Origin of the sequence: Nocardioides psychrotolerans (genome assembly GCF_943371775.1) — a bacterium.
GTDB lineage: Bacteria > Actinomycetota > Actinomycetes > Propionibacteriales > Nocardioidaceae > Nocardioides > Nocardioides psychrotolerans_A.
Genome location: NZ_CALRWD010000008.1, coordinates 1 through 22292, shown reverse-complemented (window position 1 = coordinate 22292; position 22292 = coordinate 1). Strand labels below are relative to the sequence as shown.

At 72.5% G+C, this 22292-nt stretch carries 21 protein-coding genes; 14 read left to right on the top strand and 7 right to left on the bottom strand.

Going from position 1 to position 22292, the window contains the following annotated elements; translation table 11 throughout:
* Positions 1-4: 4 nt before the first annotated feature.
* Entirely contained in the window at positions 5-3394 is a 3390-nt protein-coding gene (locus tag AAG827_RS04035; protein ID WP_341924527.1) for a SpoIIE family protein phosphatase, read from the bottom strand.
* 363 nt (positions 3395-3757) lie between these two features.
* Here AAG827_RS04035 and AAG827_RS04030 point away from each other — a divergent pair, with 363 nt between their 5' ends.
* Together AAG827_RS04030 and AAG827_RS04025 are read left to right on the top strand one after the other, a co-directional pair.
* On the top strand, positions 3758-4369 hold the full coding sequence (locus AAG827_RS04030; RefSeq protein ID WP_341924526.1) for a hypothetical protein: 612 nt from the start codon (positions 3758-3760) through the stop codon (positions 4367-4369).
* A complete protein-coding gene (locus AAG827_RS04025; RefSeq protein ID WP_341924525.1) occupies positions 4366-5199 on the top strand; it encodes a hypothetical protein in 834 nt (277 codons plus the stop codon). The genes AAG827_RS04030 and AAG827_RS04025 overlap by 4 nt, the downstream gene beginning before the upstream one ends.
* Here AAG827_RS04025 and AAG827_RS04020 read toward each other — a convergent pair.
* Both AAG827_RS04020 and AAG827_RS04015 read right to left on the bottom strand, forming a co-directional pair.
* A complete protein-coding gene (locus AAG827_RS04020) occupies positions 5185-6600 on the bottom strand; it encodes a fumarylacetoacetate hydrolase family protein (RefSeq protein ID WP_341924524.1) in 1416 nt (471 codons plus the stop codon). The two genes, AAG827_RS04025 and AAG827_RS04020, sit on opposite strands and share 15 nt — an antisense overlap.
* Positions 6597-7106: a VOC family protein gene (locus AAG827_RS04015; protein WP_341924523.1), complete on the bottom strand. Its 510-nt coding sequence runs from the start codon at positions 7104-7106 to the stop codon at positions 6597-6599. The genes AAG827_RS04020 and AAG827_RS04015 overlap by 4 nt, the downstream gene beginning before the upstream one ends.
* Positions 7107-7194: 88 nt before the next feature.
* Between AAG827_RS04015 and AAG827_RS04010 the strand changes: the two genes are divergently transcribed.
* The 6 genes from AAG827_RS04010 to AAG827_RS03985 all read left to right on the top strand — a co-directional run bounded on the left by AAG827_RS04010 (position 7195) and on the right by AAG827_RS03985 (position 11769).
* On the top strand, positions 7195-7701 hold the full coding sequence (locus tag AAG827_RS04010) for a MarR family transcriptional regulator (RefSeq protein WP_341924522.1): 507 nt from the start codon (positions 7195-7197) through the stop codon (positions 7699-7701).
* Between the two features lie 21 nt (positions 7702-7722).
* Positions 7723-8841, top strand: a complete 1119-nt coding sequence (locus tag AAG827_RS04005; RefSeq protein WP_341924521.1) for an alpha/beta fold hydrolase — start codon at positions 7723-7725, stop codon at positions 8839-8841.
* The gene (locus AAG827_RS04000) at positions 8838-10046 is read left to right on the top strand and encodes a thiolase family protein (RefSeq protein WP_341924520.1); all 1209 of its coding nucleotides are present in this window, start codon (positions 8838-8840) and stop codon (positions 10044-10046) included. The genes AAG827_RS04005 and AAG827_RS04000 overlap by 4 nt, the downstream gene beginning before the upstream one ends.
* Positions 10043-10696 carry a 3-oxoacid CoA-transferase subunit A gene (locus tag AAG827_RS03995; RefSeq protein WP_341924519.1) on the top strand — a complete coding sequence of 218 codons (654 nt, stop codon included), beginning with the start codon at positions 10043-10045 and terminating at the stop codon, positions 10694-10696. The genes AAG827_RS04000 and AAG827_RS03995 overlap by 4 nt, the downstream gene beginning before the upstream one ends.
* On the top strand, positions 10693-11346 hold the full coding sequence (locus AAG827_RS03990) for a 3-oxoacid CoA-transferase subunit B (RefSeq protein ID WP_341924518.1): 654 nt from the start codon (positions 10693-10695) through the stop codon (positions 11344-11346). The genes AAG827_RS03995 and AAG827_RS03990 overlap by 4 nt, the downstream gene beginning before the upstream one ends.
* Before the next feature lie 120 nt (positions 11347-11466).
* Entirely contained in the window at positions 11467-11769 is a 303-nt protein-coding gene (locus tag AAG827_RS03985; protein ID WP_341924516.1) for a hypothetical protein, read from the top strand.
* Positions 11770-11787: 18 nt separating this feature from the next.
* On the opposite strand, the gene AAG827_RS03980 is transcribed toward AAG827_RS03985, so the two are convergent.
* Positions 11788-12471: a PaaI family thioesterase gene (locus AAG827_RS03980; RefSeq protein WP_341924515.1), complete on the bottom strand. Its 684-nt coding sequence runs from the start codon at positions 12469-12471 to the stop codon at positions 11788-11790.
* Positions 12472-12539: 68 nt separating this feature from the next.
* On the opposite strand from AAG827_RS03980, the gene AAG827_RS03975 reads away from it, so the two are divergent.
* The gene (locus AAG827_RS03975; RefSeq protein ID WP_341924514.1) at positions 12540-14036 is read left to right on the top strand and encodes an FAD-dependent oxidoreductase; all 1497 of its coding nucleotides are present in this window, start codon (positions 12540-12542) and stop codon (positions 14034-14036) included.
* A gap of 10 nt (positions 14037-14046) precedes the next feature.
* Here AAG827_RS03975 and AAG827_RS03970 read toward each other — a convergent pair whose 3' ends face one another.
* Both AAG827_RS03970 and AAG827_RS03965 read right to left on the bottom strand, forming a co-directional pair.
* The gene (locus AAG827_RS03970) at positions 14047-14664 is read right to left on the bottom strand and encodes a response regulator transcription factor (protein WP_341924513.1); all 618 of its coding nucleotides are present in this window, start codon (positions 14662-14664) and stop codon (positions 14047-14049) included.
* Positions 14665-14706: 42 nt separating this feature from the next.
* Complete coding sequence (locus AAG827_RS03965; protein WP_341924512.1) at positions 14707-15777, bottom strand: NADH:flavin oxidoreductase; 1071 nt, start codon at positions 15775-15777, stop codon at positions 14707-14709.
* 103 nt (positions 15778-15880) lie between these two features.
* Between AAG827_RS03965 and AAG827_RS03960 the strand changes: the two genes are divergently transcribed.
* On the top strand, positions 15881-16984 hold the full coding sequence (locus tag AAG827_RS03960; RefSeq protein ID WP_341924511.1) for an SPFH domain-containing protein: 1104 nt from the start codon (positions 15881-15883) through the stop codon (positions 16982-16984).
* Positions 16981-18159 carry a hypothetical protein gene (locus AAG827_RS03955; protein ID WP_341924510.1) on the top strand — a complete coding sequence of 393 codons (1179 nt, stop codon included), beginning with the start codon at positions 16981-16983 and terminating at the stop codon, positions 18157-18159. Before AAG827_RS03960 ends, AAG827_RS03955 begins: the two co-directional genes overlap by 4 nt.
* 171 nt (positions 18160-18330) lie before the next feature.
* Here AAG827_RS03955 and AAG827_RS03950 read toward each other — a convergent pair whose 3' ends face one another.
* A complete protein-coding gene (locus tag AAG827_RS03950; RefSeq protein ID WP_341924509.1) occupies positions 18331-19677 on the bottom strand; it encodes a cytochrome P450 in 1347 nt (448 codons plus the stop codon).
* Positions 19678-19739: 62 nt separating this feature from the next.
* Here AAG827_RS03950 and AAG827_RS03945 point away from each other — a divergent pair, with 62 nt between their 5' ends.
* From AAG827_RS03945 to AAG827_RS03935, 3 genes are all read left to right on the top strand, one after another.
* Positions 19740-20408: a helix-turn-helix domain-containing protein gene (locus AAG827_RS03945; RefSeq protein WP_341924508.1), complete on the top strand. Its 669-nt coding sequence runs from the start codon at positions 19740-19742 to the stop codon at positions 20406-20408.
* Between the two features lie 30 nt (positions 20409-20438).
* The gene (locus tag AAG827_RS03940; protein ID WP_341924507.1) at positions 20439-21902 is read left to right on the top strand and encodes a hypothetical protein; all 1464 of its coding nucleotides are present in this window, start codon (positions 20439-20441) and stop codon (positions 21900-21902) included.
* Between the two features lie 40 nt (positions 21903-21942).
* The coding region (locus tag AAG827_RS03935; RefSeq protein ID WP_341924506.1) for a class I SAM-dependent methyltransferase at positions 21943-22292 on the top strand (350 nt) is incomplete at its 3' end.

Here is a 22292-nt window from a genome sequence, read left to right as displayed (position 1 = left end):
GGTCTCACGACTCGTCGCGCCCTGTCGTGAGGTCCGCGACGAACAGCCGCCTGCCGGTGGGGAGCGAGCGTGACGTCACCGTCATGTCGCGCATCGCCTCACGGCCGTCGGCGAGGACGACCGGCACCGTGATGGCCCGACCGAGCAGGGCGTCACGACCGTTGATGACGTGCAGCGTGGTGCCGGCGATGTGGGCCTGCCGGTAGCGCGACGGGACGATGCAGGTGACCGGACGACCGACCAGGTCGCCCTCCTGGTCGTAGCCGAGCGCCGCGAGAGCCGTGCGGCTCACCGCGACGATCAGGCTGGCCTCATTGGTGGCGATCAGGGCCTGCGGGGAGTCGGACACCTCGCAGGAGTCCCAACCCTCGACCCAGAGCTGCGAGGCGCCGGGGGTGGAGACCTGCTGCGGCTCCGGAGAACTCCAGGCCTGCGGTGCCCGGCCGGTCCCGGACTGCTCGACCACCTCGCGGCACAACCAGTGCGACATCGCCCGGACCTCCGGCTGTGTCGGGGGGACGAGGAGCTGGAGGGAGGCGGCGAGCTGCAGGGCGTCACGGACGAGCTCGTCGAGCACCGCGAAGTGCGCGACCGACCTGCCCGGCACGCGCAGGGTCATGCTCGCGATGGAGACGTGGGGCTCGAGCGCGCTGCTCATCACGGCGTCCGGGTCGGCTCCCAGGTCGGGGGCCGGCACCTGCTCGTGCAGGAGGTTCATCGCGTCGCTGGCCTGGGCGTGCCGCTCGAGGATGGTGGGGTCGTCGTCCAGCTTGACCAGGAGGTACTCGCGCAGCAGCGCGGAGGCGTGCTCCTGCCACGCGGCGTGCATGAGGAGCGGCACGTTGCGCAGCTCGACGAGGGCGACGTCCTCGGCGGCGGGCTCGGGCACCGGGAAGGGTGCGCGGGCTCCGGCGAACGGGAGCCCGCGCGGATCCTCCATCTCGACCCAGACCACCTTTCCGTGGCCGAGTCGAAACGTGCTCCAGCGCGTCACGAGGCTCTCGATCAGGTGCAGGCCACGGCCCGTGCCCGAGGACGTCGAGTAGTCCCGGCGTACGGGCGGGTGGGCGCTGTCGTCGGCGACCTCGACCCGGAGGCCGGACCCGTCGAGGGCGAGCATCAGGTGGACCTCGCCGCCGGCGTGGACCAGGGCGTTGGTGACCAGCTCGCTCACCACGAGCTCGGCGTCGTCGGTCGCGGCCTCCATGGGCGTCGCCCTCAGCAGGGTGCGGACCAGACGGCGGGCGAGACCGACGCTGGCGCCGTCGGGAGGAAGGACCCGGGCGACACGTGACAGCGCGGGTCCCTCGGGTGCGTCCGGCGCCGGGTCGGGCTCCTGGAGCTCGATCGACAGCATCGCCAGGTCGTCGCGGAGGCGCTCCCCGGTCCAGTGCCGCAACGCGTCGAGCAACGAGTCGAGGAGGTAGGGGAACGGCTGGGACGCCACCATCGCCCAGAGCGGCTCGGGGTCGACGAACGAGCCGTCCGGCTGGCGCGCCTCGAGGAGGCCGTCGGTGAAGAGGATGAGCCGGTCGCCGGGGACCATGCGCCCATGGGCCGGCCGGGGCGAAGACCCGAGGCCGAGGGGGACCGTGGGCGTGGCCTCGAGGGTGCGCCACGTGTCGTCGTGCGTGAGGACCGGCGGCGGGTGCCCGCACAGCACCAGGCTGAAGCGACCGTCGTGGTGGAGGTCCATCAGCGCCGCGGTGACGAAGTCCTCCTCGTCGTGGAGGTAGACCTGCACGTGCTTGTCGAGCTGGCGCGCGACCTCGTCGACGGGGATGTCGAGCACCGCGACCGAGCGGAACCCGCCCAGGACGATGGTCGCCGTGCGCACGGCACCCAGGCCCTTGCCGCGGACGTCACCGATCAGGACCCGCACCCGGTCGGGGAGGGCCACGACCTCGTAGAGGTCGCCACCGATCTGCGCCTCCTCGACCGCGCTCACGTAGCGGGCGGACAGGGCGAAGGGCCCCACCTGGGGCGGAGGCGGGGCCAGGATCGCCTGCTGGGCGGCCGCCGCCACCTTCATGACCTCGGTCAGTCGCTGGGACTGACGGGTGAAGCTGTCGGCGTTGCTCAGGGCCGAGGCGACCCGCGCGGCGAGGTCGACCAGGAGCTCGGTGTCCTCGGGGCCGTAGTGCCGGCCGGACTCCGCATAGGCCAGGCTCAGCGCGCCGATCACCTCGTCGCCGCTGCGCAGCGGGGCCACCGCGGCGCTGACCAGGCCGAGCCGCTTCAGGAGCGCCCCGTGCTCCTCGTTGACCGCCGCGGCCTCGATGAGCTCCTCGGGGATGTGGGCGTAGAGCTCAGGCTCTCCGGTCCGCACGACGGCCGGGGCGCCGGTCGGTGACGTCATGTCGACCGGGAACACGTCCCGCATGCCCTGGGCCCAGGCGCTCGTGTCCGGGTCGCGGTGCCAGACCGCGGCGGTCTCCAGGGTGCCGTTGCGGAGCAGGTGCAGGGAGCACCAGTCGGCCATCCGCGGGACCAGGAGACGATGCACCTCCTCCAATGTCTCGTCCCAGTCGAGGCTGTGGGAGAGGGTGCGTGACGCCTCGCTCAGGATCGCGGTGCGCTGCACCTCCGCATCGGTCTGCGCGAGCGACCGGGCGCGGGTCAGGGCGGCCGTCAGCGCGCCTGCGAGGGAGACCAGAAGGCCCCGCTCCTCCGCCGTCTCGACGACACCCGGCGGGAACGTCAGCGCCAGCAGGCCGATGGAGGCGTCCCCGTCGACCAGCGGGAGCACGTGGAGGCTGCGCTCCTCCTCATAGTAGCCGGCCAGGGCCGGGAAGGCGTCGAGGATCGCAGCCCGGTCGGAGTAGTGCTGGGGCAGGCCCGACCTGGCTGCAACGGCCCCGGGAAGGTCGGCGGCGAGCGGGATCTCGGTGTAGGCGTCGGCCTGAGGCCCCCCGCGTCCGAGCCAGGAGACGGACCGCAGCACGTCCTCCTCCACCACGAAGATCATCGCCGACGCGGCTCCGAGCCGCCCGGCAGCCTTCCCGAGGAAGCCGTCCGCGACCTCGGTCTCCGTGCGAGCGCCCGTCAGCTCGACGGCGAGGGCATCGAGCAGGTCCTGGGCGAGGCTGGTGGTGTGCTGCATCCGGCGGCGGTACTGGTTGGCCATGTGGGCTGCGACGACCGAGGCCGCGCCCGCCACGAGGCAGCTGGCCAGCCGGATGGACCAGCCCGTGTCACCGAGGGTGTCGTGCGACGCGCCCGACACGAACGCGGCGGCGAGGGAGAGCCACGCGACCGCCGCCGTGCGTCCGGGGCGGCAGCTGATGGAGGCGAGCACCGACGCCGTGGCGTAGGCCGCCGTGAGCTGGACGTTGGCGACGAGGTCGACGACCAGTGCCGCGGTGAGGAATACGACGCCCAGTGCCGGCGCCACAACGCCTCGTGTCGTCCAGCTGGACAACGAGCTCTCCTGACGTCTGGAACCCCCCTGAATGGATCCGGGGGATGCTAGTGGATCCGAGGGTGCTGGTGGTGACGTTCTCCCGTACCGGCCACCTGATGGGACCTGCTGCGCTTGAGACGGCGTCGTACGAGGACGGCGGTCACGGCCGCCACCCCCAGGACGAGCCAGACGAGGGCAAGGGCCAGGGGGATGTCGGGCATGGAGGTACAACGGCGCCGCAGCCACGACGCTACTCGCCCCTGGGGGTGAGGCGGAGCATCGTCGGCGTCAGGACGTTCGTCCCTGGTGGGTTCTGCCGAGGCGGACTTCACTGGTGGGGGAGGGTGATGCGCTGTGGGTAGTGACCCGATGATGCTGCCGGCGAGCGTCGACCTCTTCTGGTTGCCGCTCGGAGCTGGTGACAACACGCACTGCGTGCGCACCAACGGTCGGCTCCTCGAGGCGATCGCCGCTGGGCGCGAGCACCGCCCTCGCGGCGACCTCTTCCACGCGGCGCTCGTGGTTGCGCTGGGCGACGACGAGTGGACCATCGAGATGGGGCCCGCCTGGGGCTCGAGCGAGCCGCACCTCGGGGTCGTCTGCCACGGACCGGTGGGGTCCAGGTGGCTGGGCCGGTCGCGCTACTTCCGCTATGAGGTCCGACGGTGGCGGGGGGGCACGATCCCGGATCTCGCGGAGGCTGTCGACAGCCCGCGACGGGTCAGCAGTGACGCGGTCCGGGCCGAGCTCACCCTGTCGTTGGCTCCTGCCTTCCCCACCGCCACCTGGGGTCGCGACGAGCTCGGCGCGGGTGAGATGTGGAACTCCAACTCGCTCGTCGCGTGGTTGCTGGCGCGCAGCGGTCACGACCTGTCGACCATCCACCCGCCCCAGGGTGGTCGTGCCCCGGGATGGTCGGCGGGCTTGGTCGTCGCTGCGCGGGACTCGGTGCCGAGCCCCGCATGACGCTGCCCAGACCCTGGCTCTGGCTGTCCTTGGCGGCCGCTCTGCTGGCGGGTGCCGGCAGCGTGGTCGGTCTCGTGGCGACCTCGCGCGTCTACGGCCGCGAGACGGCCCTGCTCGCCGACACCGCCGTCGCGCAGGACGTCGTCAACCTCGCCCTGGCCGCCCCGGCGATGGCGGCGCTCGCGGTCGCGGCTGCCCGTGGCTCCGTGCGGTCCCATCTGTGCCTGCTGGGACTTCTGGCCTTCACGGTCTACAACTACGCGATCTACGCCTTCTCCCTCCACTTCGGGCCGCTGTTCCTCGTGTGGGTGGGGGTGCTCGGGCTGGCCCTCTTCGCGCTCATCGGCAGCGTGTCCGCCGTGGACGTCGCGCAGGTCGAGTCGCGGTTCGCGCACCGGGCGATGCCGAGGACCGCTGGCTTCCTGGTGGCCGTCGCGCTGTTGTTCGGCGCGGTCTGGATGAGCGAGATCGTGCCGGACCTGGTGGCCGGGCGGCCGTCGACCAGTGCCAGCGACTGGCGCGTGCCCAGCAACCCGGTGCACGTCCTTGACCTGGCGTTCTTCCTCCCGGCCCTCGCGCTCAGCGGGGTCCTCCTGCTGCGACGCCACCCGATGGGCTACGCGACCGTAGTGGGTCAGCTCGTGTGGATCGCGTCGACGTGCCTGCCGATCCTGGTCGTGCCCTTCGTCTCGAGCGCTCGTGGCCACGAGGCCGTCTGGGCGATCGAGGCTCCGATCGGGATCCTCTGCGCCGTCACCCTGGTGGTGCTGGGGCTGCTCCTGCGCAGGATGAGCGGACCGCCCGAGGGCAGGCCGTCACAGCCGGACTGACAGGTCTCCGAGCGTGTCCATGCGGATCACGTAGCTGCTGCCGGCGACCAGCGGGACGGCGTCGGTGAGGGCCCCGGCCAGCACCAGCGAGCCTGCCGGCAGGGTCCGGCCCTGCTGGCCCAGGTGCGTCGCCAGGTGGACGATCGCGAGGAGCGGGTGGCCGAGGATGGCAGCGCCCGTGGCCGCGTGGACGACCTGGCCGTCCACCTCGAGCTCGCACCGGACGTCGACCAGGGCGTCGAGGTCGTCGAGCCGGACCAGCGGACCCGCCACCAGCCCGGCGGCGCTGGTGTTGTCGGCGACCACGTCGGGGAGCCGGAAGCGGTAGTCGTCGTACCTCGAGTCGATGATCTCGGCCGCGACGGTGACCGCATCGACGGCCCGGGCGGCCTCGGCCAGCGCCAGGGGTCCGGTGATGTCCTGCCCGGTCACGAAGCCGATCTCCGGCTCGATCCGCGGTTGGATCCACCGGCCCAGGGACGCAGCGACCGAGTGCTCGTCGACCCGCATGACGTCGGTGAGGAACCCGACGATGGGCTCCGCGACATTCATCCGCTGCTGCTTGGCCTCACTGGTGAGTCCGAGCTTGGTGCCGATGACGGTCTCGCCGGCGGCCAGGCGCTGCTGCCGGTCCAGGTCCTGTACGCCGTAGCCCCAGGCCGCGTCGAGGGCGGGGTCGGCGTCGGTGAAGGGAGTCACGGCGCGGCGCGATCCGCGCGCGGACCGCAGGGTCGCTTCGGCGTCCTCGGGCCTCATCGGTCGTCCGTGGAGGAGAGCTAGCGTGGTGATCCACTCGCCCAGTGCATGCACGGTCTCGGCATCGATCCCGTGCCCGCCGGGTCGCCGCAACGTGGCCGTCGTCGCTGCGGACTCGGCCAGGAGGTAGTCCCAGGTGCGGTCGAGCAGCTCGCGCGGGATGACGTGGTCGACGTCGCCCTGCGCCACGAGGACCGGCAGGTTGGCCAGGCGACCCGCGTCGGTCGGGACCCCGGCGTCGAAGGGCAGCGTGCCGAAGAGGATCGCCGCGCCCGCGAAGCGAGCGGGGTCGTCCAGGACCAGGCCGCCGGCGAAGGCCGCGCCACCGCTGAACCCGACGAGCACGACCGGCCGTCCCGCGGGGGCGACGTCGTCGAGCCACGTGCTGAACCACGCCATCGTGCTCTCGAGCGACGCGGCGACCGGGCGCCCGATGCCCCGGTTGGCGAACCAGGCGTAGCCACCGCCCTCGGCGATCGGAGCACGCACGGCGGCGTAGGCCGGGCCGACGGGCAGGTGCTGGGCGAGCCCGAGGATCTCGTGCTCTGCCGAGCCGCGGCCGTGCAGCAGGACCACCAGGGGCGCGGCCGGGTCCGTGGAGCCGTACGTCGCGACGACGGGCGCCGGGTAGGTCGCGGTCGTCACGACGCCTCGATCGGGACCAGCTCGGCAGCCGTGCGGACCCCGGCCCAGCGGCGCACCTCGCCGGCCAGGTCGAGACGCTCGACGGGGGCGGCGTCGGCGTAGTCGCCCCAGCTGGCCTTCGGCAGCATCCACATCACCTCGAACTCGTTGCCGTCCGGGTCGTGGGCGTAGACGCTCTTGGTCGCGCCGTGGCTGGACTCGCCCGTGAGGGCGTCGAGGTCGGCCAGGGTCAGGCGGGCCTGCTCGAGCTCCTCGATCGTGTCGACCTGCCAGGCCAGGTGGTAGAGCCCGAGCGAGCCACGGGGGCGCGGGGCCTGGGCGCCCACGCCGAAGAGCCCGAGGTCGTGGTGGTTGCCGGAGCGGGGCAGGCGCAGGAAGGCGGCGTCGGCACGGGGCTCGCGCGCGACGATCCTCATGTCGAAGGCCTGCTGGTAGAAGGTGATGCTGCGCTCGAGGTCGGAGACGAAGAGCACGGCGTGGTTGAGGCGGACGGCGTTGACGGTCATGGGGACCTCTTCCTGAGGATGGTTGTTGCTTCAATCAACAGCCTAACCGACATGGTTGTTCCGTCAACTTATGATCTAGGGTGGGGGCATGGAGCCGCGCTGGTTGAGCCAGGACGAGCGAGCCGCGTGGCTGCGGCTCGTGGCCGTCACCGAGCTGCTGCCCGGGGTGCTGGACTCCCAGCTGCGCGCGGACTCGGGGCTCACGCACTTCGAGTACTACGTCCTCGCGATGCTCTCCGAGGTGCCCGACCGGGTCCTGCGCATGACGGTGCTCGCCCAGCGCACCAACGCCACGCTGCCGCGGCTGTCGCACGTCGTACGACGGCTGGAGGACCGCGGTCTGGTACAGCGCTCCCCGTGCCCCGACGACGGCCGCGCCACGAACGCCACGCTGACGGCCGAGGGGGTGGCGGCTGTCGAGACGGCAGCCCCGGGCCACGTCGACACCGTCCGGCGACGCGTCCTCGACCAGCTGACCCCCCCGCAAGTGCAGGCGTTGCGCGAGGTCACGGACGCGCTCCTGGTCGGGCTCGATCCCGACGGTCGCCTCAGCGGGCTCTACGACCCCGACCGCGCTCAGCGCCACGGTGGTTGAGGCGTCCGTGAGACTGGTCCGGTGAGCCCGTCGATCCCCAGCGTCACCGCGGTCCGCCTGACCGGCGCCGCGCACCGTCACGACCTGCCCCTGCTCGTCCTCGGCCCGTCGCTCGGCACCACGGCGATGACGCTGTGGTCTGCCTGCGCGGCCGGGCTGACCGATCGGTTCGACGTGCTGGCGTGGGACCTCCCGGGTCACGGGCACAACAGGGGAGTGCGAGACGACGGCTTCACGATGGCCGAGCTGGCGCAGGGCGTGCTGGTCGTCGTCGACGACGTCCTGGCCCAGCGCGACCAGGTCGGCGGGACCTTCGCCTATGCCGGTGACTCCGTGGGTGGTGCGGTCGGTCTGCAGCTGCTCCTCGACGCCCCGGACCGGGTGGACTCCGCGGTGCTGCTGTGCACGGGCGCGAAGATCGGCGACGCGGCCATGTGGGCCGGTCGGGTGGGGCAGGTCGCCGTGTCCGGCACGCAGGTGATGGTGCCCGGCTCGGCGGAGCGCTGGTTCGCCCCCGGCTTCGTCGACCGCGAGCCGGCGGTGGCCTCGGCGTTGCTCGGCGCGCTGCGGGACACGGTCGACGACGGCTACGTCCAGGTGTGTGCGGCGCTGGTCGACTTCGACGTGCGCGACCGGTTGGGGGAGGTCCGCGCGCCGGTGCTCGCCGTGGCGGGGGAGCGCGACGTGGTCACGCCTCCGGACCTGCTCCGCGAGGTCGCCGAGGGTGTGGGCGACGGTCGCCTCGAGGTCCTGCCCGGCGTGGGCCACCTCGCCCCGGCGGAGGCGCCCGTCGCGGTCGCGGCGCTGATCCGCCAGCACGTGCTGGGGGAGGTGCCCGTCGACGCCGCCGACGACCTGACGCGCGAGGTCGAGGAGGTGCTCGCGGAGCACGCAGCCGGCACGCTCTGGAGTCGTCCCGGGCTGGACCGCCGCAGTCGCCTGCTCGTCACGCTGACTGCCCTGGTCGTGCAGGGTCACCACGACGACCTCGAGGCGCACCTGCACGCCATCCGCGAGGAGGGCCTCACGATCGAGGAGATCAGGGAGTCCCTGCTCCAGGCGGCGGTCCACGGCGGGGTCGCAGACGCCACCGCGGCCTTCCGCATCGCCCGGTCCGTCCTCGAGGAGGAGCACGCATGACCCGCCAGACCCCCGGCAGTGCCTACCTGTACGCCGCCGCCCGCACGCCGTTCGGACGGTGGGGGTCGGCCTTGGCCGAGGTCCGGCCGGACGACCTCGCTGCCGCCGCCCTGACCGGGGTGCTGGCGAAGGCGCCCGACCTCGACCCGGCCCGCATCGGGGACGTGGTGTGGGGCAACGCCAACGGCGCGGGGGAGGACAACCGCAACGTGGGACGGATGGCGGTGCTGCTCGCGGGGTTGCCGACCTCGGTGCCGGCGACGACGGTGAACCGCCTGTGCGGGTCGTCCTTGGACGCGGCGATGATCGCCTCGCGCACGGTCGAGTCAGGTGATGCCGACGTGGTGGTGGCCGGTGGTGTGGAGTCGATGACCCGGGCGCCGTGGGTGCTGCCGAAGCCCTCGCGGGCATTCCCGGCCGGCAACGTGACGGCGGTCTCGACGACGTTGGGGTGGCGACTGGTCAACGAGCGGATGCCGGCGGAGTGGACGGTCTCGCTGGGCGAGGCCAACGAGATGCTGGCCGAGCGGTTCTCGATCTCGCGGGAGCGGCAGGACGAGTTCGCCGCCCGGTCGCACCACCTGGCCCACGCTGCCTGGGAGGCGGGCTTCTACGACGACCTGGTCGTGCCGGTGCCCGGCATCGACCTGACCCGTGACGAGGGCATCCGCCCTGGCTCGACCGCGCAGAAGCTCGCCGGGCTGAGTCCGTCGTTCCGTTCGGTGGCGGAGGGCGGGACCATCACGGCCGCCAACGCCTCCCCGCTCAGCGACGGGGCCGCGGCGGTGTTGATCGCGGGAGAGGGCGTCGACGTCGGGCTGGCACCGGTGGCGCGGATTGCCGGTCGCGGGGCGCACGCCCTGGACCCGCAGGACTTCGGCTTCGCCCCGGTCGAGGCTGCCGACCAGGCGCTCGCGCGGGCCGGGATCACCTGGAGCGACGTGGGTGCGGTCGAGCTCAACGAGGCCTTCGCGGTGCAGTCGTTGGCCTGCGTGGACGCCTGGAGGATCGACCCCGAGATCGTCAACACCCAGGGCGGTGCGATCGCGATCGGTCACCCGCTCGGGGCGTCGGGGGCGCGGATCCTGGCGACCCTGGCCCACCGCCTCCGGGAGAGCGGCGAGCGGTGGGGTGTCGCGGCGATCTGCATCGGGGTCGGCCAGGCGCTGGCGGTCGTGCTGGAGAACGCCGGGCGGAGCTCGTGAAGGTCTGCGACAGCGCGGCCGAGGCGGTGGCGGACGTCGAGGACGGAGCCACGGTGCTGGTCGGCGGCTTCGGGATGGCGGGCATGCCGGTCGCACTGATCGACGCGTTGATCCAGCAGGGCGCGACGGACTTGACGGTGGTGTCCAACAACGCCGGCAACGGTGACACCGGGTTGGCGGCGCTCCTGGCGAGGGGGCGGGTGCGCAAGGTGGTCTGCTCGTTCCCCCGGCAGGCCGACTCGTGGGTCTTCGACGGGCTCTTCCGGGAGGGCCGCATCGAGCTGGAGCTGGTGCCCCAGGGCAACCTCGCGGAGCGGATGCGGGCAGCCGGTGCGGGGATCGGGGCGTTCTTCTGCCCGACCGGGGTCGGGACGCCGCTGGCCGAGGGCAAGGAGACGCGGGTGATCGACGGGCGCACCTACGTGCTGGAGATGCCGATCCGCGGTGACGTGGCGCTGATCGGCGCGCACCGTGCCGACCGGGCCGGCAACCTTGTCTACCGCAAGACGGCCCGCAACTTCGGGCCGGTCATGGCCACGGCCGCGACGACGGTGGTGGCGCAGGTGAGCGAGGTCCTGGACGTCGGTGGGTTGGACCCCGAGAGCATCGTGACGCCCTCGATCTACGTCGACCGGGTCGTGGTCGCATGATCAGCGACACGAGCGGCCCGCGCACTCCCCGCACCAGGCACGAGATCGCTGCTGCGATCGCCCGCGACATCCCGGCGGGGTCGTTCGTCAACCTCGGCATCGGTCAGCCCACGCTGGTGGCGGACCACCTGGCGCCGGGCTCGGGGATCGTGCTGCACACCGAGAACGGGATGCTCGGCATGGGACCGGCCGCGCACGGCGACGAGATCGACCCCGACCTGACCAATGCCGGCAAGATCCCGGTGACCGAGCTGGCGGGGGCGGCGTACTTCCACCAGGCCGACTCCTTCGCGATGATGCGCGGCGGCCACCTCGACGTGTGCGTCCTCGGCGCCTTCCAGGTCTCGCAGCACGGCGACCTGGCCAACTGGGACACCGGCGCGCCGGGGTCGATCCCCGGCGTCGGCGGGGCGATGGACCTCGCCATCGGCGCGAAGCAGGTCTTCGTGATGATGACGCTCTTCGCCAAGGACGGGACGCCCAAGCTGGTGCCGTCGTGCACCTATCCCCTCACCGGGCTCGCCTGCGTCAGCCGCGTCTACACCGACGTCGCGACCTTCGAGGTCGGTGACCGGGGAGCGCGGCTGGTCGAGGTCTTCGGCACCACCAGGGACGAGCTCACGACGCGACTGGGGCTCGACCTCGGCTGACGGCGGGGAGGTCTCCCGGGTCCCTTGGCCTCCCCCCGACGGGCGGGTGACGCGGACCGACCTGCGACGTAACCTCGAGACCTGGGACACCGGGGTCCCGGGGATTGAGGAGGATGTCCGATGGTCTCCATCTCGTTCGAGAGCTCGACCGGTCGCCTGCGCCTGGAGGGAGCCTGCCGTGGGCAGGACACGGCGGTGATCTGCGAGGCCCTCCACACGTTCTCCCCCCTGGCCGTGACGCTCAAGGTCGACCTGTCGGCCGCCACGCGGCTCGACGCCGAGGTGGCTGCGGCACTGGTCGACGAGAAGCGTCGGGTCGAGCGCCAGGGGTGCCGACTCAGCCTGGTCCGCCGGCGCGGCAGCGACGCCGACCTGGCGCTGTGCGCCGCCGAGGTGCCGCCCGAGAGGCTCGTGGACCGCTGAGGCCCGCCGCACGACCCCTCAGTCGAGCGATCCGATGCCGGTCGGGGTCTCGGGCTGCTGCGCCCAGCGCGGGATGATGAAGAGGCCGTGGGCCTCCACCGCAGGGGTGGCGTCGTCACGGTCCTCTCGGATCGTGGCGGTGACGGTGATCTTGCGGTCGGACTCGTCGGTGACTGCCGCCTCCATGCGCACCGCCCCGAGGGGCAGCGGCTGCACGTAGCGCAACGTGAGGGTGCCGGTCACCGTCACGCGGGTGTGTGCGGCGCTGGCGGTCTCGCCCATCAGGTGGTCCAGCAGCAGGGCGGAGACTCCGCCGTGGACGCTGCCCGGCGGTCCCTCGTAGGCGGCCCCGAGCTCCACGGCGGAGCGGACGGTGCCGTCGTCCCTCCACTCGAGTCGCACCGGCGGGGCGAAGGCGTTGCGCAGGCCCACCACGGTGTTGCCCCAGTTCCACGAGCGGCCGTGGGCGTTGTAGTGGATCCCGGCCGGTCCGTCGGGGGCGTCCGCGGCGAGGACGTCGGCGGCCTGCTGCAGCAGCGCCCGGGCACGCGCGACCTGCTCCGCATCGACGCCGGTGCGGATGGTGAGGTCGAGCAGGCGTCGTACGTCGTCGGCGAGGCCGCCGTAGAGGGCCTCCGCGGCCTCGACCTCGTCGTTGGTCAGGTCTTCGAAGGAGAAGGAGGACATCGACAGCTCGGACACGACGTCAGCCTAGTGACCGAGGGCCGGACCCCGGCCGGGTCATGGGCGGTGAGTGGGTACCGGCACCCATGGCACTCACCTCCCTCTGGCAGGACCTCCACCCCCGCGACGCCCCGACCAGGACGGAGGTGGGTGGGACCTACGACGTCGTGGTGGTCGGTGCCGGGCTGTCCGGACTGACGACGGCGCTCCTGCTCGCTCGGGCCGGCAAGAGCGTCCTGGTGCTGGAGGCGGGGCGCGTCGGGCACGGGACGACGGGACGCAGCACGGCCAAGGTGAGCGTGCTGCAGGGGACCCGCTTCTCCGAGATCGCGCGCAAGCACCCGCTCGCGACACTGCGTCGCTACGTCTCGGCCAACGAGGCCGCCCAGTCCTGGGTGCGCGACTTCTGCCAGGAGCACGGTGTCGACGCCCAGGAGCGCAGCGCGGTGACCTACGCCAACGGCGCCTCCGGCCAGCGTGCCGTGCGGCGCGAGCTGGAGCTCGGGCTCGAGGCCGGCCTCCCGGTGACCTGGCTGGGCCGGGCGGCCCTCCCGTTCGAGACCGCCGGCGCCGTCAGCCTCCCCGGCCAGCTGCAGGTGGACCCCGTGGCACTGCTCGACGCACTGGCCGACCAGGTGCGGGCCCACGGCGGCGAGATCATCGAGGAGGCGCGGGTGCGCGGTGTCTCGGGCAGCGGTCCGACCACCGTGTCGACGGCCCTCGGGGACTGTCGCGGCCACCACGTCGTGGTCGCGACCAACATGCCGATCCTGGACCGCGGTGGCTTCTTCGCCCGCATGAAGGCCCAGCGCTCCTACGGCCTGGCCTTCCGCACCCCGACGTCACTCGTCGATGAGATGTGCATCGCGGCCGACGCCCCCTCGCGCTCGCTGCGCGACGCCCGGGACGAGACCTCCGCGCTCCTGCTCGTCGGCGGCAACGGTCACCCGACCGGACGCGAGAGCTCTCCTCTCGCCCGTCTCGAGGAGCTGCGCGTGTGGACCCGGCAGAACTTCCCGGAGGCCGGGGACGAGACGCACGCGTGGTCGGCGCAGGACTACGTCCCCGCCCACTCGCTGCCCTACGCCGGCCCGGTCCTCCCCGGCGCAGACCACCTGCTGGTCTGCGGCGGCTACGCCAAGTGGGGCATGACCAACGGCGTCGCCGCCGCGATGGTCCTGTCCGCGCGCATGCTAGGCGGCGAGTGCGACTGGGCCGACGTCTTCTCCACCGAGCGCCCGGCCGAGCTGCGCGGGCTCCCGATGCTGGCGCTCGCCAACGGCGAGGTGGGGTTGGAGATGACCACCGGCTGGTTGCGGCCGCTGCTCACGCGAGCGTCCACGCCCACAGAGGGCGAGGGCCGGGTCGCCTTCGACCACCTGGGCGGGCCAGGTGCGGAGTCGACCGTGGACGGCGTCGTGCGTCGGGTGTCCGGGGTCTGCACGCACCTCGGCGGGGTGGTGCGGTGGAACGACGCCGAGACGAGCTGGGACTGCCCGCTGCACGGCTCGCGCTTCGCCGAGGACGGTGAGGTCCTCGAGGGTCCCGCCACGTGCGGCCTGCGTGCCGTGACGCAGGGGTGAGCCCCACCCGTCAGGGGTGGAAGCCGTTCTGCAGCGCCCACCCGACGGCCTGCGAGCGGCTGGTGACGCCGATCTTGCGGTAGGCCGTGCGCACGTAGGTCTTCACCGTGTTGATGCTGAGGAAGAGACGCCGCGCGATCTCGTCGTTGGAGATGCCGGCCGCCACCAGGGCCAGGACGTCGGTCTCGCGAGCCGAGAGGACGCCCCTGGTGTCGTCGTGGTCGGGGTTGAGGGTGTAGTCGATCGAGGCGGAGGTGCCGTCGCCCATCAGGTCGCCGAAGGCCGCGACCTGGATGACCTCGCGGATCTCCTCGGTGCTCGCGGACAGCGCGATGACGCCGTCGACACCCTTCTCGAGGGCCTGGTCGGCCAGGCCCGGCCGGAGCTCGCGCGCCGCGGCGACCACGGCAGCGTCGGTCTCCTTGACCCACCGCACGAGGTCGTCACCGGAGCCGTGGTGCAGCTTCATCACGTCATAGAGCACGACGTCGACGGGGGCGTCGTCCGGGCCCGGTCCCGGCGCCTGCTGCACCTCGATCGTCTCCGCGAGGTCAGCCACCACCGAGACCAGGCCACGCACGATGACCTCGTCCTCGGAGACGATCGCGAGGCGGAGTTTCGGGTCCACGGCAGACATTGTGGACAGCCCGATCACGACATGCAAGTGATCTCAGGCGACGAGCCCGTCCCAGCCGTCGGCGAGGTAGTCGATGAACGCGGCGCCGACGCTCTCGTCGCGCAGCACCTCGCGCGACACGGGCCGCTCGCGCACGCGGAAGCCGGGATCGGCGATGGCCTGTGCCGCGAAGTCGTGGTGCAGGATCGCGCCGGTGCCCACGGTGACGATGTCGGCGCCCTGCTCCAGGCACCAGGTGGCGTCGGCGGCCGACTGCACCAGCCCGGCGACGCCGAGGCGGGCGCCGTGGCGGGGCAGGTCGGTGAAGTGGTCGATGAGCCGCCGGTCGCCCTGGTCGTGGCGCGGCTTCATGAAGACGTCCCAGAGCGACAGGTCGAGGTGGTCGAGCAGCCCGCTGGCGAGGACCTGCCGCGTCGTCTCGACGCCCTCGGCGACAGTGACGCCGAAACCCTCCGGCGAGAGCCGCAGCCCGACCTGGAAGTCCGGGCCGGTGGCCGAGCGGATGCCGTCGAGCACCTCCATGGTCGGGCGCATCCGGTTCTCCAGGCTCCCGCCGTAGCGGTCGGTGCGCTCGTGGCGGGGGTCGAGGAACTGGCCGACGAGGTAGCCGTGCGCCCCGTGCACCTGCACCCCGTCGAAGCCGGCGCGCTCGGCACGGACGGCGGCCGCGACGAAGGACTCGACCATGGCCTCGACGCCGGCCGTGGTGAGCGCGACGGCGCCGGTCTTGGGGTCGTCCCACGGCGCCTGGAGCGGCTGGCCGGTCAGGGCGGAGTCGGCGCGGCGCCCCCCGTGGTGCAGCTGCACGGCGGAGCGCGCGCCGGTCGCGCGCAACGAGTCGGCCAGCCGGGTCAGCCCGGGCAGGTGCTCGTCGGAGGCGATGCCGAGCTGGCCCTGCCACGCCTGCCCCGCGCGGTCGACGTACGCAGCACACGTCATGACCAGCCCGAAGCCGCCACGGCCGCGCGCGACGAGCCAGTCGTGCTCGTCGTCGGAGAGGGTGCCGTCGGCGTGGCTCTGGGTGTTGGTGAGCGGCGCGAGGGCGAAGCGGTTGGCCCAGGCGGGGCCGTGGGGCAGGTCGAGGGGGTCAGCCAGCGAGGTCACCTCGACGACACTGCCACAAAAGCCTTCACCGCCCGCCGGTGACCTGGGACAGTGGTGGCCGATCCCACGGCCATCGAGGCCGTCGACGAAGGAGAACCGCCAGATGGGCTTCATGGACAAGGTGCGCGGCCAGTTCATCGACATCGTCGAGTTCCTCGACGACAGTCGCGACACCCTGGTCTGGCGCTTCCCCCGCCAGGGCAACGAGATCAAGAACGGCGCCCAGCTGGTGGTCCGCGAGGGCCAGACCGCGGTGTTCGTCAACGAGGGCCAGATCGCCGACGTCTTCACCCCTGGCACCTTCGAGCTCACCACCCAGAACCTCCCGATCCTGAGCACCCTCAAGGGCTGGAAGTACGGCTTCAACTCGCCGTTCAAGGCCGAGGTCTACTTCGTCGGCACGCGGCAGTACACCGACATGAAGTGGGGCACGCAGAACCCCTTCACCGTCCGCGATGCAGAGTTCGGCATGGTGCGGCTGCGTGCCTTCGGCACCTACTCGCTGCGGGTGACCGACGCGAGCGTGCTGCTGCGCCAGCTCGTCGGCACCGACCCCGACTTCCGCACCGACGAGGTCTCGGAGTTCCTGCGCCAGACGATCGTCTCCCAGGTGACCTCGGCGCTCGCGACCGCCAACGTCCCGATGCTCGACCTCGCCGCCAACCAGCAGGCGATCTCCCAGCAGCTCGTCGGCACCCTCAGCGAGAGCCTCGTGGAGTTCGGCATCACGCTGCCCCGCTTCGTCATCGAGAACATCTCGATGCCGCCCGAGGTCGAGGAGGCGCTCGACAAGCGCAGCCAGATGGGGATCCTCGGCAACCTCGACCAATACACCAAGTTCCAGGCCGCCAACGCCCTCGAGGACGCCGCCAACAACCCCGGCGCCGCCGGTCAGGGCACGGGCATGATCGTCGGCATGGGCCTCGGCCAGGCCGCCACCGGTGCCATGGCCAGCTCCCAGCAGGCCGCCCCGGCCGGTCCGCCGCCGCTGCCCGGCGCCGCCGCGCAGTGGTACGTCGCGGTCAACGGCGCGCAGGCCGGCCCCTTCGCGCTCTCGGCGCTGCCGGCGCAGGTCGCCGCGGAGAAGCTGAGCCGCGAGACGCTGGTGTGGACCGAGTCGATGTCGGCGTGGAAGCCCGCGGGCGAGGTGCCCGAGCTCGCCTCGCTGTTCGGTGTCACCCCGCCGCCGCTGCCGCCGCAGGCATGACGACCACCCCGCCGCCGCTCCCGCCCCAGGACGGGCCTCGAGCTGCCGACGTACCTCCGGTGCCCGACAAGCCGAGGGCGATGTTCGCCTCGTGCCCCACCTGCGGCTCGCAGGTCACCTACGCGCCCGGCACGACCGCGCTCAAGTGCGGTGCCTGCGGTGCCGACCACGCGATCGAGGCCGGCGACGACACGACCGTCGACGAGCACTCCTTCGACGCCTGGATGGCCGAGAACGCCCACGTCAAGGTCGCCACGATCGGTGGCCAGGTGCTCAAGTGCCAGGGCTGCGCGGCCGAGATCGAGTCGACCGACCTGGCCGAGACCTGCCAGTTCTGCAGCGGCCACCTGATCGCGCTCACCGCTCCCGCGGGCGTCGTCGCCCCGGAGGCCGTGGTGCCGTTCGGCGTCCCGCGCAAGGGCGCGCAGGCGGCCTTCCAGGAGTGGATCGGCTCGCGCTGGTTCGCCCCCAACGCGTTGAAGAAGGTCGGCTCGACCGAGTCCCTGAAGGGCACCTACGTCCCGCACTGGACCTTCGACGCCAACACCGCGTCGGCCTACCAGGGCGAGCGCGGCGAGCACTACTACGTCACCAAGACCCGCCAGGTCTCCGACGGCAAGGGCGGCACCCGCACCGAGACCTACCAGGAGCGGCACACCCGCTGGCATCCCGCCTCCGGCCACGTCTCCCGGGCCTTCGACGACGTCACCGTCCCCGCCTCGCAGCGCCTGCCCGCCAAGCGCCTCGACGAGATGGGGCCGTGGAAGCTCGAGACCGCGGTGGCCTACCAGCCGGAGTACCTCTCCGGCTACTCCGCCCTGCGCTACGACGTCGACCCCCAGGACGGCTCGACCATCGCCCGCAAGGAGATGCGCGAGGTCATCGAGGGCGACGTACGCCGTGACATCGGCGGCGACGAGCAGCGCGTGCACCAGGTCAACGTCCAGTACGCCCGGGTGATGTTCAAGCTCGTGCTGCTGCCGCTGTGGCTCGCGACCTACGTCCACGCCGGCAAGCAGTGGCAGGTCATGGTCAACGCCAACACCGGCGAGGTCACCGGCGACCGGCCCTGGTCGGTCATCAAGATCGTGTCCACGGTCCTGGCCGTCCTGGCGGTGATCGCGGTGCTGGTCTTCCTGTTCGCCGGGAGCGGCGAGGGGACCGCGTCGCCCTAGGGGTCTCGACGCCTCGTCGCTTCGCTCCTCGGGCTCGACCAGCGAGTGTTCGTCGGTGGTCGAGCCGCGAGGGCCGCTAGGCCCGAGGGTGTCGAGACCCGGTGAGGTGGCTGCGGTCTCGACGGGCGTTCGTCGCTGACGCTCCTCACTGCTCGACCAGCGAGGAAGACGTCAGCCCAGCGTCGCCGGGAGGTTCGCGAAGCCGCGCAGGATGCGGGTCTCGCGGCGCTCGGCACCGGGCTCGAGGCGCAGGTCGGGGTAGCGGTCGAAGAGCCGGCGCAGGCCGACCTCGCCCTCCATGCGCGCGAGGGCCGCGCCCAGGCAGAAGTGACGCCCGCCGGAGAACGAGACGTGCTCGGCGGCGTTGGCGCGCGTGACGTCGAAGGTGAGCGGGTCCTCGAAGACGTCGGGGTCGAGGTTGGCGCCGGCGAGGAGCGTGGTGACCACGGCGCCCCGCGGCACCGCGACGCCGGCGATCTCGGTGTCGCGCACGACGGTGCGCCCGGTCAGCAGCACCGGCGGGTCGAGGCGCAGGACCTCGTCGACGGCGGTCGACCAGTGCTGGGGCTCGCGGCGCAGCAGCGCCAGCTGCTCGGGGTGGTCGTGCAGCAGCGCGATGCCGTTGCCGAGCAGGTTGACCGTCGTCTCGAAGCCGGCCGCCAGCACGAGCCCGGCCGTGGCCTTGAGCTCGGCGTCCGTGAGCGCGAGCCCGTCGTCGTCGCGCGCGGTGACGAGCTTGCTCAGCAGGTCGTCGCCGGGCTCGCGGCGCTTGAGCTCGATGTGGTCGGTCAGCCAGGCCTCGAAGCGCGACAGCGCGGCCTCCACGTCGCGGAACTGCCGCCAGCTCAGCCCGAGGTCGAGGCTCGGCGCCGCACCGGTGCCGAACTCCAGGACCTTGCCGCGGTCGGCCTCGGGAACCCCGAGGATCTCGGCGATCACCGTGACGGGCAGCAGCGCGCAGTAGGTCGAGATCAGGTCGACGGGGCTGTCGGAGGGCAGGTCCGCCAGGGAGTCCAGCAGGTCGTCGGCGATCTGCTCGGTGCGCTCGCGGAGGCCCTGGACCGCCTTGACGGTGAAGACCCGTGTGACGAGCTTGCGCATGCGGGTGTGGTCGGGCGCCTCGGTGACCAGCAGCGAGGGCGGGGTCAGGGGGCCGATCGGGGTCGTCTCAGCGGCCCAGGCGCCCAGCCGGCCAAGGGGTCCGGCGCCGTTGCCGATCTCGACCCCGGCGCGCACGTCGGGGCTGCCCAGGACCTCGCGGACCACCGGCAGGTGCGCGGTCACGAACGCGAACTGGGAGCGCTGCAGCGGCCCCTCGGCACGGATCCGCTCGAAGATCTCGAGCGGCACGTCGCTGCTGGTGCTGGTGGCCACGATCAGCTGGGCGTGCAGGTCACCCTTGCGGGCGGCGCCGCCGATGACCCGCTTCGGCAGCGCGTGGTTGAGCCCCCACCGCACCAGCGGGCGCAGGCGGTCCGTCGGACGGGGGGTGGTGCGGCGCGCGGTGCCGATCAGCATCGGGGGCTCCTCGGTCAGTCGATACTCAACAGTATCCGATACGTTCCGGTATCGTGCGGGCCGTGTCAACCTCCCGTCCAGACCAACAGCGGCAGCAGGACCAGCTGCAGGACCGGCGCCGCAGGCCCGCGCGCGACGACGTACGACGGGCCCTCCTCGACGCCGCAGCGCGCGTCTTCGCGCGGCAGGGCATCGACGGCGCCAGCCTCGACGACGTGGCGGCCGACGCGGGCTTCACCAAGGGCGCCGTCTACTCCAACTTCGGCAGCAAGGAGGGGCTGGTCGCGGCGCTGGCCGAGGACCGGACGTCGGCCTACCTCGACCTGGGCCTCGAGGCCGTCGACGACCTCGACGACACGTTGGCCGTGCGCGCGCAGGTGCTCGGCGACCGGCTGACCGCCGCCGGCGACGAGCAGCGCGACTGGCACCTGCTCTTCTTCGAGCTCTGGCAGCGCGCGGTGCGCTCCGACGACCCCGACGGCGCCTTCCGCGACCGGCGCGCCGCCCTGCACGCGGCGGTCACGGCAGCAATGGAGGAGCAGTCCACCAAGGCCGGTGCGGCCCTGCCGATGCCCGCCTCGGAGCTCGCGACCCTGCTGATGGCCCTGTCCAACGGCCTGGCCATGGAGCGCATGATCGCGCCCGAGGACGTGCCCGACGACCTGATGGGACGGGTCCTGGCCCTGGTCGTCGGACACGGCCCCGCCGCGGGTCCGACTGACGCACAATGACGACCTGACCCCGCCGACCCTGGAGCAACGATGCCCCGACCCGCCCGAGCCACCACGCCGAACCCCGCCGTACGACGGCTCCTGGCCGCGCTCGTCGTGGTCACCCTCTCGGCCGCCGGCCTGGCCTGGGTGCAGGCCTCGGCCGAAGCGCCGCGACTGCCCTCGGCCACGCCCCAGGCGCGGTGCCAGGGGCCGGACGACCGGCTCGAGACCGGGCGTCAGGGCCGGGTCCCGCTGACCGACTACACCAGCGGGCGCTTTCGCCGCGGCTATCAGTGCAACACCGTCCAGGTCGCCCAGCAGGGCGGCTCCGGGGGCTTCAAGGTCCTGCGCTACCGCGACAAGACCGGCCGGGTCTGCGCGTTCTACGACTCCACGCTGCTCTTCCCGCGCGACGTCCTCTTCAACGCCATCCAGGGCCTGGGGGTCGTCGTGCTCGACATGACCAACCCCAGCAAGCCCCGCAAGACCGCCCAGCTCACGAGCACCGCCATGCTCAGCCCCCACGAGTCGCTGCTGGTCAACCAGCGCCGCGGCATCCTCGCGGCCGTGCTCGGCAACCCGGCGACCAACGTCGGCGTCGTCGACCTCTACGACGTCCGCACCGACTGCCGCAAGCCTCGCCTGCTGTCGTCGTCGCGCCAGGCGGCGTTCGGTCATGAGAGCGGCTTCTCCCCGGACGGTCGCACCTTCTGGGTCGCCGGCGCGGCCGGGCAGAACCTCACGGCCGTCGACATCACCAAGCCCCGCGAGCCCCGCAAGATCTTCGAGCAGTCGCAGGTCAACTACCACGGTCTGCGCTTCTCCCAGGACGGCCGGACGATGTACGTCGCCAACCTCGGCACCCAGCAGGGCCCGGTCGAGACCGTGGGGCTGCGCGTGCTCGACGTCAGCGCCATCCAGGACCGCCGCCGCGACCCGAAGGTGCGCGTCGTCTCCGACCTCACCTGGGGCTCCGTCTCGCTGCCGCAGGTCGCCGAGCCGTTCACGCGCAACGGCCGGCCCTACCTGCTCGAGGTGGACGAATACCAGAACTTCTCCGGCGATCAGGCCGTCGGTGCCGCGCGGATCATCGACATCGCCGACCCGCGTCGCCCGAAGGTCGTGTCCGACCTGCGGCTCGCCGTCCACCAGCCGGCCAACCGTCAGAGCCAGCTCCTCGACCCCGGCGCGGCCATCCCTGTGCAGGGCTACGCCGGGCATTACTGCTCGGTGCCCTATCCCACCAACCCCAAGATCGTCGCCTGCTCGATGATCGCCTCCGGCCTGCGGCTCTTCGACATCAGCAACCTCGAGAAGCCGCGCGAGATCGGTTACTTCAACCGCCCGATCCTGCTCGGCAGCAAGACGCTCAACCCGACCGCGCTCGGCGCCTTCGCCATGTCGCAGCCGGCGTGGGACGTGGAGCGTCGCCAGGTCTGGTACTCCGACGGCAACTCCGGCTTCTACGTCGTCGGTCTGCGCGGCGGGATCGGTCGGCTGCTGCGGCGCTGAGGCACTGACTGGCTGGTGCCCCCGAGGGGTACCTGATCCGGTGAGCACTGACACCGCGATGGATGCCGAGTTCGACACGATGGCCCACTGGGTGGCCGACGCCGTCGCCGAGCTCGGCGACGACCACGCCCTCCCGGCCGCCTGTCGCGGGAGCGGCAGCCCGTCCGGTCTGGAGTGGCTCGCCCGCACCATGGGCGTACGACGGGACGCGACGCTGCTGGACGTCGGCGCGGGCACCGGTGGTCCGGCGGAGCTCGTGGCCCGGCGCCTCGGCGCGACCCCGATGCTCGCCGAGCCGATGCCGGACGCCTGCGACGCGGCGCAGCGGATGTTCGGTCGCCCGGTGTCGGTCGCGGACGGAGCGTCGCTGCCCTTCGCCGACGCGTCGTG